The following is a 13,836-nucleotide window of genomic DNA, read 5'->3' as shown; positions in this document are numbered from 1 at the left end:
ATTAAAGGGGATGGGAGAAATTTTCACGTTCAAACAAAGGGGTATATGTTTGTATGTGAATTCGTTCACGCTTATTATATTACAAGATTCGACGTCAGATGACAACCCCTTTTGTCGAATTTCACACTTTTGTCACATTCTAAACGTTTTCATTTTTGAATAAGCTATAAAAAAGGTCATTTAGGGGGTTTATTTATGAAAAAATCTTATATTGCTCTTCTCTTTCTAGCTGTCATCGTTTCTTTTTTCTTGTACATCCTCTCTCTACTACAAGCTTTTCCTAAAATTATTGCCTTGCCTCTTTTATTCGGAATCATTGTTATCACTCTTTCTTATTTCAATCATAAAAAACGATTCAAAGGGTTTTAATTTCAAAAATCAGCCGTAAAACTATCCTTTCAGTTAGAAAAAACAAAGAAATTCACCTTGTTTTTTCGACATATATCGACATTTAATCTATTCAAAAAAAGACGAGGATACAATCCCTCGTCTTTTTTCATTACTTTTCTTCAAATAATAATGCTTCTAATTCATTTAATTTCTCTTCAAATACTTGTAGTGCCTCTTTTACTGGTTCAGGAGATGCCATATCTACTCCTGCTTTTTTCAGCACTTCAATTGGATAATCAGAGCTTCCTGCTTTTAAGAACTCGTTAATATAACGTTCTACTGCTGGTTGTCCTTCTTCTAAAATCTGTTTAGATAGAGCTGTCGCTGCACTAAATCCTGTTGCGTATTGATATACGTAATAGTTGTAGTAGAAGTGTGGAATACGAGACCATTCTAAACCAATCTCTTCGTCGATTACTAAAGCGTCACCGAAATATTTCTTATTTAAATCATAGTAGATTTCCGTTAGCATATCTGGCGTAACAGCATGTCCTTCTTGTACTTTCTTATGAATAATATGTTCAAACTCTGCAAACATCGTTTGACGGAATACAGTACCACGGAACCCTTCTAAATAATGATTTAATAAATATAGACGCTCTTTCTTATCTTCTGTCGTTTTTAATAAATAATCATTTAGAAGCGCTTCATTACAAGTTGATGCCACTTCTGCTACAAAGATGGAATAATCACCATATACGTGCGGTTGTGTTTTTCTTGTATAGTAACTATGCACCGAATGACCAAACTCATGAGCAAGTGTAAATAAGTTATTTACATTATCATGCCAGTTCATTAAAATATACGGATTTGTTCCATATGCACCAGATGAGTATGCCCCGCTTCGTTTTCCTTTATTCTCATACACATCTACCCAGCGATTTTCATATGCCTCTTTCAAAATATCAACATATTCATCACCAAGTACGTTTAAAGATTTTAATAAAAGGTCTTGTGCTTCTTCGTATTTCACATTCATTTTCACTTCTGGTACAAGTGGTGTATATAAATCATACATATGAAGCTCATCAAGTCCTAATGCACGCTTACGAATATCGATGTAACGGTGTAATAAATGTAAGTTGTCATTTACCGTTTCAACGAGTTGATCGTATACTGCTTCCGGAATATTATTATTGCTCAGTGCAGCTTGGCGAGCAGAATCATATTTACGAACACGCGCATTGAAATTATTACGTTTTACTGCTCCACTTAACGTACTTGCGAATGTATTTTTAAATTTCCCATACGTTTCATATACAGCTTTAAATGCATCTTCGCGAACACGAGGATCATCACTTTCTAAAAACTGAATGTAACGGCCATGTGTAATTTCTATTTCTTCTCCGTCTTCACCTTTAATAGATGGGAACTTTAAATCCGCGTTATTCAACATACCGAATGTATTGCTTGACGAACTCATTACTTCAGATGCTTCCGCTAATAAAGCCTCCTCAGCTTCTGATAATACGTGCGGGCGTTGACGTGTAATTTCTTCTAATGCATGTTCATATACACTTAAATCTCTATTTTCCTTCAAGAATGTTTGCAGTGTATCTGCTGAAATCGATAAAATTTCAGGCACAATATACGCTGTGCTACTAGATACTTGTGAATATAAATTTGTTGCACGATCATTTAATGCTTGATATACAGAGTTTGTTGTATCTTGATCGTAACGCATATGAGCATATGTATATAGCTTACCTAATCGCATTGAAATTTCATCTTCATATTGCAATGCCTCAAGTAAATTGTCCGCAGAGTCACCAAGTTTCCCTTTAAATTCAGTTAACTTCGGTAATAGCTCTTTAATAGCCTGGAATTCTTTTTCCCATTCTGCATCCGTTTGGAAAATATCTTCTAATCGCCACGTACTTGCTTCTTCAATCTCGTTGCGATCTGGTAATGCTTTCGTTTTGTTTTGTTCAGACATTCTTTAAGCCCTCCTTTAAATATCTCTACTTAAGTACAATTCGTTTTTTCTTATGTAATTCCTTCACAATCATTCTTTATTATATCCCCTTTTCCTCCTCTCATGTTAAAATTTGCCTCAAATAAAGATAGCGCATGTATTAAGCAAATCTCATCATGTTTCATAATTTCCTCCTCTGTTTTTAACATCACTACATCCCTTATTTTTCGGTACGTATAACTTCCCGCTTTATGCAATACACCTATATAGCATAAAAATGTCATATATTCAGTAACTGCCACTTTCCATGTGTGCTGTGAAAAGTACGGAAGTATCCGCCTTTTCGTATACCTTTTTACATAACTACACACATATTGAAGAGAAATACACTCTCCTACTGCAAGCCCCCCTATACACTTCATATATAGAAAAGCTTGCCATATAAATGGGTTTGTTTGAAAAGCAAATCCAGAAGGGAGTGGAACACCAATTTCAGAAGGAAAACTCGCTGGGGTACATTTAAATTGATATAAGAGGCGTAATAATGACTTATAATTATAATTCCAAATCGGCAGGGCATTTTTGCGGAAGTAGTTCTTTCTCTTCTTCCACTCTTCCCTTAGTATCTCTTTCTCGAAAGGAACGGGAGAAAAAAGCATTTCAAAAGTAGTTTTATCGATTGGTAAATATACAGTATGCGCGAAAAAGATGTTTGTAGAAAATGGAGTGACAAATGCACATTTCATAAATGATTTCTCTTTCGAACAGAAGAAAATAAGAAATGGTTGAGGATAAGATTGTAAGGAGAAAGCCATAAGTGAGGAGAATTTCATCCAATATGCAGATTGCTTTTTCAATTGATTTCCACCAACGATCCAAATGACCTGTATACCAGCTCGCCAATATGAATAGGTTCTTTTGTACAGCTGTTCTATAGCAAGGTTTGCACATTGGTATTCAATTGCAATTTTTCTGCCCGCCCTCTCTACAAAAATATCTGGTCGTTGCTTAATTTCCGGAAGGTAGTACTCTATATCCACCTGAAAGTTTTGACGTTTGAACCATCTATATAACAATTCTTTACCGTGCATATGATACGTTGATTCCGCTTCATAAAAGGCAAGACATGAATCCACTTTTTTATGAGCAAAATGCCAACTTTTTTGTTTCCCTAATTTCATTTGCACTTCCTTTCCACAAGCTACACAAAAGAATCGTTCCTGTTGGCGCATACGGCGCAAAAGCTCTTCATTACAATTATAGAGTAAATGAATTTTTTCTCCGTTTTCTCTTTTAGCTATAAATATCGGAATCACACCCTTTCAGCTCCTTATATTCTACAATTTATTACAAATTCCTTTTAAAAAAGAGATGTCCCAATTTCGGACATCTCTTTTTATAATAATGGCGATAATAACCGGTACGTTGATTCAACAATTCGTCTATGCAGACGCCTTTTATGAAAACGATCGACGTGAATTTCACTGGATTCTTCTAAATCGTCTTTAAAGTCTTGAACAAGTCTTTTAATGCTATCTGTATCATATAAAAAGGCATTTACTTCAAAATTCAAATGAAAACTTCTCATATCCATATTAGCTGTCCCAATTGAAGCTAAATCAGAATCAACGATGACAATTTTACTATGAAGAAAACCTTTTTCGTATTCATATATCTTTACTCCTGCGTCTAAAAGCTCTGGGAAGTACGATCTCGATGCGTAAAAGACAGTGCGCTTATCAGGTTTACTCGGCATCAACAAACGGACATCAATACCAGCAAGTGCAGCAACCTTTAATGCGGATAAAATATCATCATCCGGAATAAAATACGGCGTTGCAATCCAAATAGATTTCCGAGCAGAAGCGATCATTGCGAAATATAAATGCTTAATCGTTTCCCACTTATTATCGGGGCCGCCTGCAACTAGCTGCACTCCTCCCCAATGATCACCCTCAACTGCTTTTGCTTGTAAATATTCAGGAGCTAGCACAGCCTCTCCAGTCATATAAAACCAATCTTGAAGGAAAATAAGCTGTAAACTTTGAACCGCTTCACCACGTAAATACAAATGCGTGTCTCGCCAAAAGCCAAAATATTTACTTTTTCCTAAATACTCATCACCGATATTTAATCCGCCTACAAACCCTTCGTTCCCATCAATCACAACAATTTTCCTATGATTTCGATAATTAATCTTATCGTTTAAAATCGGAAAGCGCACAGGAAAGAACGGAATCATTTCTACACCTGCATCGTTTAATTCTTCAATATACGATTTCGATAACTTAAAACTTCCAACCGCATCATATAAAAAGCGAACAACAACGCCCTCTTTTGATTTTTGTATTAAAATATCTTTAATTTCTGTTCCTAATTTATCATCACGCACAATGTAATATTCCATATGAATGTGATGTTTCGCTCGTTTTAACCCATTTAAAATGGCCTGAAACGTTTCATCTCCATTTGTTAATGTCCTCGTTTCAGTTTGAAATGAAATATTTAAAGCACCTAATCGATCCGCTAAACGAAATAACAGTTCTTGATGCTTATGATTGCGTAAAATTCGTTCTTCGTAATCTTCATGCCCTTTATATTGTAAAAACGCCTGTTCATCAAGTAACGCCTTCTTTTGAAACATTCTTTTTCTCCGAAAATTTTGCCCAAATAATAAATAAGCAAAGAAGCCAAATACCGGAAAAATCCCTAACACAATTAACCATGTAAGTGTTTTAGATGGATGGCGATTTTCTAAGAAAATAACGCAACCAATTAAAAACGCAGATACTGTAAATAAAATACTAATAATACCTAAAATCGAAACATCTTTTATCCCAATCACATCTGAATAAAATGCTACATCAATAAACATACGTAACGAAACAAATAATGCGAACAATAGCAGGATAAAGAAAATCAGCTTTAACGTATTTTTCATCTCTTACCTCCTAACTAAGAAAGCTTTCCTATTCTTCATATAAAAAGCCGATTTCATACTACAGAAATCGGCCTACGTTTTAGCAGGAAAATTATTGCGAATCGTTTCAAGCGCATGCTCTTTCACAATTTGTTTTCCATACTCACTTACACGATGAATTGTTAAAGTTGATTCTTCCCCATATTCTAAAACAATACTTAAAATACGATCGATTTCTTCTTCATCATGTAGCACTTCATCGAATTCCACATATACATAATAGCGGTCCTCAAATGAATACAGCTCATCTTTTATATCTTCAAAGATAAGACGATGACTTAATGAAATGACATCTTCAAAATCATTAAATTTAATTAAAAAGCCAAACGTACCATCTTCATTAAAGTTTGTTCCTGTTTGTTCTTCTACCTCTTCGACTAACTCTTGTTGGAATAATGATTCAATGCCTTCATCTAGAGGAATATCTATAATTTTGTCTACCCCTATCGGTAGTTCCAGCTTTTGCCCATCCTTTGAAAGCTCTGCTTTCGTGACAAGTACTTCAATCCCTTTATCGACTGCTTGCACTTGGATCCATAACGGCCCATCAATAAAGAAATCGTCATGATCACGAGCTTCGTCCATCATCTCCCAAAAGAGCTCTTCACTTCGTTCGCGATCATACCAAATTTCTTCACGATTAAATCCTCTATCCTCTATATCAATGTACGTAATAAAAAATTTCATCGTATGATCATTAATTCTTTCAATATCCAAAATACAACTCTCCCTTCCTGCTTAGAATTGTTATGAAGGGATTCCCCACTCATATGACAAATCAATAGATTCTTGTACTCTCATTTTATGATAAGATTCTCCAGAATGGAAATAAAATCGATTTATTTTACAAAAATAGTTATATGCCTATCTTTACTCGATCAACTACATAAATATATTATTATAGCGATTTCTTACTTACAAAAAATTTGGACATACATTTCCACATTCCCCCGTACACTGTAATAAGGTGAAACTTCTATTAGAAGAGATTATTTAACAACAACTTTCTTCATCACATACATACAGTTCGCTTATTAAAACATCATAAATGGAGGCAGACGAATGGACTTAGAGTTTTTAACATCCGTACTAATGATTGTCGGTATCGATGTTGTATTAGGTGGTGACAATGCAATCGTCATCGCACTAGCTAGCCGAAATTTACCTGAATCGAAACGAAATAAAGCTATTTTGATCGGTACTCTTTTAGCAATCGTACTAAGAATTGTCCTTACTATACTAGCTGTCTATTTACTCGACATTCCATTTCTACAATTGATTGGCGGGGTTTTACTTACATTAATTGCAGTCAATTTATTAACTGATGATAGCAATGACCTTTCTGCCATTCAAGGAAAAACAACTTTATTTCAAGCTGTGCGGACAATTGTTTTCGCGGATCTCGTTATGGGGTTTGATAATGTTATTGCCATTGCTGGTGCAGCTCACGGGAGATTTTTACTCGTCATAATCGGCTTACTCATTTCTATCCCTATTATTATTTGGGGCAGTAAACTTATTTTAATACTTATGGAACGATTTCCATTCCTCATTTATTGTGGTGCAGCAATTCTTGCCTATACTGCAGGGAAAATGGTTACACATGAAGACAGACTTGCAATCTTTTTTCATAACAACCCAAGTTTCACCGCAAGCATTCCTTATTTGTTCATTTTCACTATTTTATGCATCGGCTTTATCGTAAAACAAGTTCGATTACGCAATGTGAAACATTAAAAAAAACCTTCTACTATATAATAGGTAGAAGGTTTTCATATTATTATAATTAATTTACAAGACGTTGTGCTTCACGTAATTGGAACGTTCTTACTGTACGTGGTAAGAAACGACGAATTTCGTCTTCGTTGTAACCAACTTGAAGGCGTTTCTCGTCAATCATAATTGGACGACGTAAAATTCCTGGATAGTCACGAATCATCTTATATAAATCTTGAAGTGGTAAAGACTCTAAGTTTACATTCAATTCTTGGAAAACTTTCGAACGAGTAGAAATAATCTCATCCGTTCCGCTTTCTGTCATACGTAAAATCTCTTTAATTTCCTCAATCGTTAATGGATCTGAGAAGATATTACGTTCTGTATAGGGAATATGATTTTCCTCTAGCCATAATTTCGCCTTTCTACAAGACGTACAGCTTGGAGAACTATATAATGTTACCATACAAAGCTCACTCTCCTTAAAGAGTACAAATTCTGTACTAAATACAGTTTTAATTTCTAACTTCAGCAATTTTTCGCGATAACTTGTCTTATTGAAAAGTACAAAAATCGCATTTCATGTAAGCAACAACTTATAATAAACAACAATTACTTTTAATAAGTAACTTCTATAATCATTATACAATAGATTTTGCAAGAAATATACAGCAAATTTCCTGCTAGTTGAGAAAACTCTTCCGTGTATTCCACTGCTATGTAACATGATTACGCTCAATTTAGCTGTACTTGAACAATAACCTTCAACCCCTTTAATACTCACTTCCTCTAAATTTTTCATATAATATATAGTTATTTATCTATAATCTTCCCTATGAAAAAGAGAACGTTTTCTTACTTTTTCCTGATAAATCAATTAAGAAATGTAAGACTATATAAATGAGAATAAAAAGGAACGTTTGTTCTCATTTTAACAAACATTCTCCCTCCTGTCTACACGATTTCTAAAGTAAATTAAATATTTTTCTGACATTTCTTTCTTTTTTATTTTTTATCTCATACAATAAACATACAGACAGGCAAAGGGGGAGTTTGCAAATGATTGCTTTTTTTATTGATTTTATTACGGTTGCTGCCCTCATCATCGGAATAACAGCATTGATTGGTGTCATTACAAATAGCATCGGTGAAAAGCTCTTTGGTGGAAAAGAAAAAATGAAGTTTGTTAACAAGAGTTTGGATGTACAATCTGGCTGGAACCAAGTTGGCGGAAAAGGCATTTATAAAAAACGCACGTATTAAAAAAAAGCAGGTGGTTAGCCTGCTTTTTTTTATTTTCCTACGGTTGCCCACTTAAAGCTTAAATCTCCGCCATATTTATGGTTGTACATATCTTTAATTGTTTCTCTTTGTAAGTATGCTCTACCACGTTGATATACTGGAACGATTGCAGCGTCATCAAGTAACATTTTTTCTGCTTCTAATAAGTTCTTCCAACGAGCATTTACATCGCTTCCATCTTTTTTCGCCTTCATAATGATTTCATCGTATTTCGGATTAGAGTACTTCATCTTATTTTGTGACCCATCTGTTACAAACATATCAAGATATGTAATTGGATCTGGGAAGTCCGCACTCCATCCAGAGAATGACATGACATAATCACCCGCATCTTCTAATTTTAGTTTTTGTGCGAATGGTTGTTGTTTAATTTTTACTGTTAAACCTGGTAAATTCTTTTCTAATTCACCTTTTAAATATTCACCAGTTTTCTTTGATAACTCTACATCTTCATTTAATAATTCTAATTCGATTTCATTTTTACCAAGTTCTTTTTTACCAGCTTCCCAATATTTCTTCGCTTCTTTCACGTTCGGTTTTACAATATCCCCGTTTACAGCACGGAAATCTTTTTTATCTGGTCCTTTAATGAAGTTATCAGGAATTAATCCTGTTGCTGGCTTAGAACCGTTATTTAATAATGTATCCACGAATGGCTTACGGTCAAAAGCAAGTGAAATTGCTTTACGAATATTTTTATTTGCTAAAGCTGGATCTTTTTGATTTAAACGTAGGAAGAATACAGATGTATCTTCTACTGTTTGGAAATCTGGTTTTCCTTTATATTTATCGATAAACTCCGCTAATAACGACGCTCGATCAATTGCATTTGTTTCATATAAGTTAATTGGCGTAGATGTATCTTTTACAATATTAAAGTTTACTTCTTCAATCTTCACTTCTTTATTGTCCCAATATGATGGGTTCTTTGTCATTTTAAAGCTACGTTCATGCTGCCAATCGCTTAATGTAAATGGTCCGTTATAAAGTGTAGTATTTGCTTCTAAACCAAACTTTGCACCTTGCTCTTTAACAAATTTCTCATTCACAGGATAAAAGATTGGATATACCATTAAATCTACAAGATATGGAATGGAATTGTCTAATTCAACTTCTAATGTGTAATCATCAATTGCTTTTACACCTAGTTGATCAGGACTCATCTCTTTTTTATTAATTTTCTCTGCATTTTTTATATCGTACATAATATAAGCTGATTTCGCAGCTGTATCTGGATTAATCGCTCTTTGCCATGCGTATACGAAATCTTTCGCTGTCACAGGCTCACCGTTTGACCATTTCGCGTCTTCACGTAACTTAAACGTATACTTTTTACCGTCTTCTGACTTTTTAAATTCCTTCGCTACACCTGGAACTAGCTTATCATCTTTTCCTAAAATGTATAAGCCTTCCATCGTATTGTTCATTACTCTTGAAGAAACTGCGTCAGCTGATAATGCTGTGTCCATCGTTGGAATTTCTTGTGTTTCAATTAAGTTAATAACTTGCTTCGCACCGCTTTTCCCGCTATCCCCTTTTGCGTTTGCTTGCGGTTCATCTTTTTGATAGCTACATGCCCCTAACATCATGCTCATCGCTACTGTTGATGCTACAAAAACTGGTATCTTTTTTTTCATACTTCCACCCTCCAAAAAAATGTTAGCCCTTTCATTTTCAAACAGAAAGAAATATATATATGTTCTAATAATTCATATTATACACACAAATATATTTTTTGTATATTTATATTTCTATTTCATTAAAATTTCCTGTTAAAAAATAAATCTTTGTAAACGTTTCATATTGCTGATTATTATTACTAAAGTGTTAAAAACAATATTTTTTATACTTTTCTAAATTATCAGAGAAAAATAAATTTTATATTTTATAATACTTTATGTATAATTATCCCAACCTTTTTAACATAAAATAGCAGTCCCTTCATATTAAAAATATGTAGGCTAAAATGAGTGCAAAGGATAAGAAAGTATGTTACGATACATTTTGCTAAAAATAGATATCGGTAAAGAGGGGACGGACATGACAGCAATTCAGGAAAAAAATGGGCCGACAGAGAAATTAAGTTTATTCTTATTAACATGGCCTATTTTTCTAGAAGTTTTTCTTTTTATGTTGATGGGGATCGCTGATACTTTCATGTTAAGTGCATTATCAGACGATGCTGTATCTGGGGTTGGTGCAGCGAATCAATATCTCCATATTGCGATTTTGGTATTAGAAGTCATCGGGAACGGCGCTGCTATCGTTGTATCTCAATACCTCGGTTCCAGACGCTTTATGGAAGCATCTAAAATATCAGCATTAGCCGTCACATTAAATTTAATAGTTGGGCTCGTTATAAGCGCTGGTTTTCTTTTATTTTCGAAACATATGATGCTCGCAATGAACTTACAAGGCGATGTACTAACGTATGCGCAAAACTACTTATCTATCGTCGGAGGAGCTATCTTCCTGCAAGCTATCATTAACTCATTAGCCGCAATTATCCGTGTACACGGTTTCACAAAGCAAGCGATGTTTATTTCACTCGGAATGAATATTATTCATATCGCTGGAAACTACGTACTCATTTTCGGGAAATTTGGTTTCCCTGAGCTCGGTGTACAAGGGGCTGCAATTTCTTCCGCTATCAGTCGATTGATCGCACTTATTGTTTTCTTCTGGTTACTATACCGCGTTATGGAATATCGCGTGAAATTACAATATTACTTCACTTTATCCAAAGAATACATTGGGAAAATTTTAAAAATCGGTATTCCATCTGCATTTGAACAAGTGATGTATCAAGCTTGTCAAATCGTCTTCCTTTATTACGCAACGTACTTAGGAACGGAATCATTAGCTGCTAGACAATACGCTACTAACATTTCCATGTTCACTTATTTATTTGCAATTGCGATTGGTATGGGAACAGCCATTATTATTGGCCGCCTTGTTGGTGGTGGCGAAAAGGATGAAGCATACGAACGCTTATGGAAAAGTGTAAAATGGGCGATTGGTGTAACTCTATGTATGGTCGCTCTCGTTATTACATTCCGTACACAATTAATGGGACTGTTTACAGATAATCCGCACATTATCGGGTTAGGCGCAAGTGTTCTTTTACTAAGTGTACTACTTGAAACGGGACGTACGATGAATATCGTCATCATTAATTCGCTTCGTGCAGCTGGTGATGCAAAATATCCTGTTTTAATCGGTGCATTCTCTATGGTGTTAATGAGTTTACCACTAGGTTACTTTTTCGCCTTTCATTTAGATATGGGGCTCGTTGGTATTTGGCTAGCGATCGCCATCGACGAATGGACGCGTGCCATTATTATGTTCTTCCGCTGGAAAAGCAGGGCGTGGGAACGTTACGCACTTGTGAAACCAGAAGAGCAAGACGAGATTGGTTCTGTTCAGGCACAGTAGTACTTGTTTGATCCTGATGTATTTATTAATAAATGCAATTTATATCGACTTACCGACAACTCATTTATATAGTATAGAAAAAAGCCATCCTTCCTTAATGGAAGAATGGCTTTTTTATTATTGATAAATCTCTTTATATTTCTTATACTCTGCTTCAGAACATAGTACGAAATGTCCTGGGCGAATTTCACGCATTGTTGGCACTTCGCTACCGTAATCATGCTGCGATGGATCGTATACGATACGTTTACGATTGCGCTCATAATCTGGATCTGGTAGCGGAATTGCTGATAATAGTGATTTCGTATATGGATGAACTGGATTCGCATATAACTCTTCACTTGTTGTTAGCTCAACGATTTGACCACGGTACATTACACCGATGCGGTCACTAATGTATTTTACCATTGATAAATCATGGGCAATGAATAAGTATGTTAGACCTTTTTCTTTTTGTAGCTTTTTCAGTAAGTTTACAACTTGCGCCTGAATCGATACGTCAAGTGCTGAGATCGGCTCATCCGCAATGATAAATTCTGGTTCTACAGCAAGCGCTCGAGCGATACCGATACGCTGACGTTGTCCGCCTGAGAATTCGTGCGGGAAACGGTTCGCGTGCTCTTTGTTTAAACCAACTGTGTTTAATAGTTCATGAACACGGTCCATGCGCTCTTTTTTGCTTTTCGCTAATCCGTGAATATCAATACCTTCTGCGATAATATCCCCTACTGTCATACGAGGATTTAATGATGCGTATGGATCTTGGAAAATCATTTGCATTTTACGGTTGAATTTCTTCAATTCTGCGCGTGATTTCTTACCATGTACATTTTCACCATCGAACAATACTTCACCAGCAGTTGCATCATATAAACGAATAATCGTTCTTCCAGTAGTTGATTTACCACAACCTGATTCTCCTACAAGACCAAATGTTTCTCCGCGGTAAATATCAAATGAAATATCATTAACCGCTTTGACAACACCACCACTCACGTCGAAGTGCTGCTTTACATTTTTTACTTCAATTAATTTCTCACGTTGTTTAGTCATGTTGTTCACCTGCTTTCATTTGAAGAATACGTTTTTCAACGACTGCCGGCGGTTTTACTTCTGGAGCTTGCTCGTGAAGTAACCAAGTTGCCGCATAGTGTGTATCACTTACTTTAAATAAAGGTGGGTCCATTTCAAAATCAATTTTTAGTGCCTGTGGATTACGTGGTGCAAAAGCATCACCCTTTGGCGGCTTCAATAAATCCGGAGGCGTTCCAGGAATTGCGTATAACTCTTCCTCTGAGCCATCTAAACTTGGCATAGATGCGATTAAGCCCCAAGTATATGGATGTTTCGGATTATAGAAAATTTCATCTACAGTTCCAATTTCAACAACTTTACCAGCGTACATAACTGCCACTCGGTCAGCAACGTTTGCTACTACACCTAAGTCATGTGTAATGAAAATAATTGCCGCTTCTGTTTTTTGCTGAATGTCTTTCATAAGTTCTAAAATTTGTGCCTGAATCGTAACGTCTAGCGCTGTTGTCGGCTCATCGGCAATTAATAATTTCGGGTTACACGCTAACGCCATTGCAATAACTACACGCTGTCTCATACCACCTGAGAATTGGTGAGGATATTGTTTTAAACGAGCTTCTGGATTTGGAATACCTACAAGGTCGATTAATTCTAAAGCAACTTTACGTGCGTCTGCTTTACTCATCCCTTGGTGTTTAATAAGGCCTTCCATAATTTGATTTCCAATTGTCATCGTTGGGTTTAATGATGTCATTGGATCCTGGAAAATCATCGCGATATCTTTACCACGTACTTGCTGCATTTCTTTTTCTGTTAATTTCGTTAAGTCACGACCTTCAAATACGATCTCACCATTTTTAATGCGTCCAGGAGGATTCGGAATTAATCCCATTAACGCTTTAGAAGTAACTGATTTCCCTGAACCAGATTCTCCTACAATCGCCAATGTCTCTCCTTTTTTCAAATCAAAAGTAACGCCGCGTACAGCTTGTACTTCACCTGCATGTGTATCAAAGGAGACTTGTAAATCTTTTACCTCTAACAATGTTTTCATCTTTGCCTC

12 protein-coding genes are annotated in these 13,836 nt (G+C 35.5%); 4 read left to right on the top strand and 8 right to left on the bottom strand.

Annotated features, from left to right (window positions below):
- Window positions 1-195 precede the first annotated feature (195 nt).
- Window positions 196-369 carry a hypothetical protein gene (locus tag AC3EMB_RS06375; protein WP_000750354.1) on the top strand — a complete coding sequence of 58 codons (174 nt, stop codon included), beginning with the start codon at window positions 196-198 and terminating at the stop codon, window positions 367-369.
- A 130-nt stretch (window positions 370-499) separates the two neighbouring features.
- Here the strand turns inward: AC3EMB_RS06375 and pepF are convergent, their stop codons facing one another.
- The 4 genes from pepF to mecA all read right to left on the bottom strand — a co-directional run bounded on the left by pepF (window position 500) and on the right by mecA (window position 6,002).
- A complete protein-coding gene (gene pepF, locus AC3EMB_RS06370) occupies window positions 500-2,326 on the bottom strand; it encodes an oligoendopeptidase F (RefSeq protein ID WP_366987347.1) in 1,827 nt (608 codons plus the stop codon).
- Between the two features lie 50 nt (window positions 2,327-2,376).
- Window positions 2,377-3,621, bottom strand: a complete 1,245-nt coding sequence (locus AC3EMB_RS06365; protein ID WP_000612280.1) for a competence protein CoiA — start codon at window positions 3,619-3,621, stop codon at window positions 2,377-2,379.
- Between the two features lie 80 nt (window positions 3,622-3,701).
- The gene (locus tag AC3EMB_RS06360) at window positions 3,702-5,246 is read right to left on the bottom strand and encodes a cardiolipin synthase (RefSeq protein ID WP_000799191.1); all 1,545 of its coding nucleotides are present in this window, start codon (window positions 5,244-5,246) and stop codon (window positions 3,702-3,704) included.
- A gap of 72 nt (window positions 5,247-5,318) precedes the next feature.
- Window positions 5,319-6,002 (bottom strand): adaptor protein MecA, encoded by a 684-nt coding sequence (mecA, locus tag AC3EMB_RS06355; RefSeq protein ID WP_000350715.1) that lies wholly within the window; start codon window positions 6,000-6,002, stop codon window positions 5,319-5,321.
- Window positions 6,003-6,347: 345 nt separating this feature from the next.
- Between mecA and AC3EMB_RS06350 the strand changes: the two genes are divergently transcribed.
- Window positions 6,348-7,022 carry a TerC family protein gene (locus AC3EMB_RS06350; RefSeq protein ID WP_069355211.1) on the top strand — a complete coding sequence of 225 codons (675 nt, stop codon included), beginning with the start codon at window positions 6,348-6,350 and terminating at the stop codon, window positions 7,020-7,022.
- A gap of 49 nt (window positions 7,023-7,071) precedes the next feature.
- Here AC3EMB_RS06350 and spx read toward each other — a convergent pair whose 3' ends face one another.
- Complete coding sequence (gene spx, locus AC3EMB_RS06345) at window positions 7,072-7,467, bottom strand: transcriptional regulator Spx (RefSeq protein ID WP_000258267.1); 396 nt, start codon at window positions 7,465-7,467, stop codon at window positions 7,072-7,074.
- A gap of 593 nt (window positions 7,468-8,060) precedes the next feature.
- On the opposite strand from spx, the gene AC3EMB_RS06340 reads away from it, so the two are divergent.
- Window positions 8,061-8,264: a hypothetical protein gene (locus tag AC3EMB_RS06340; RefSeq protein ID WP_000559971.1), complete on the top strand. Its 204-nt coding sequence runs from the start codon at window positions 8,061-8,063 to the stop codon at window positions 8,262-8,264.
- A 29-nt stretch (window positions 8,265-8,293) separates the two neighbouring features.
- On the opposite strand, the gene AC3EMB_RS06335 is transcribed toward AC3EMB_RS06340, so the two are convergent.
- Window positions 8,294-9,940: a peptide ABC transporter substrate-binding protein gene (locus tag AC3EMB_RS06335; protein ID WP_423098292.1), complete on the bottom strand. Its 1,647-nt coding sequence runs from the start codon at window positions 9,938-9,940 to the stop codon at window positions 8,294-8,296.
- Between the two features lie 352 nt (window positions 9,941-10,292).
- Here AC3EMB_RS06335 and AC3EMB_RS06330 point away from each other — a divergent pair, with 352 nt between their 5' ends.
- The gene (locus tag AC3EMB_RS06330; RefSeq protein ID WP_003291568.1) at window positions 10,293-11,738 is read left to right on the top strand and encodes an MATE family efflux transporter; all 1,446 of its coding nucleotides are present in this window, start codon (window positions 10,293-10,295) and stop codon (window positions 11,736-11,738) included.
- A gap of 117 nt (window positions 11,739-11,855) precedes the next feature.
- Here AC3EMB_RS06330 and AC3EMB_RS06325 read toward each other — a convergent pair whose 3' ends face one another.
- Both AC3EMB_RS06325 and AC3EMB_RS06320 read right to left on the bottom strand, forming a co-directional pair.
- Window positions 11,856-12,791 (bottom strand): ABC transporter ATP-binding protein, encoded by a 936-nt coding sequence (locus AC3EMB_RS06325; RefSeq protein WP_016082471.1) that lies wholly within the window; start codon window positions 12,789-12,791, stop codon window positions 11,856-11,858.
- Window positions 12,784-13,827, bottom strand: coding sequence for an ABC transporter ATP-binding protein (locus AC3EMB_RS06320; protein WP_000854346.1), 1,044 nt, complete (start codon window positions 13,825-13,827; stop codon window positions 12,784-12,786). The genes AC3EMB_RS06325 and AC3EMB_RS06320 overlap by 8 nt, the downstream gene beginning before the upstream one ends.
- Between the last annotated feature and the right edge of the window lie 9 nt (window positions 13,828-13,836).

The organism is Bacillus sp. LQ16, assembly GCF_057784645.1.
The sequence above is the reverse complement of the archived record's forward strand: the minus strand, read 5'-3'. Positions and strand labels throughout refer to the sequence as shown.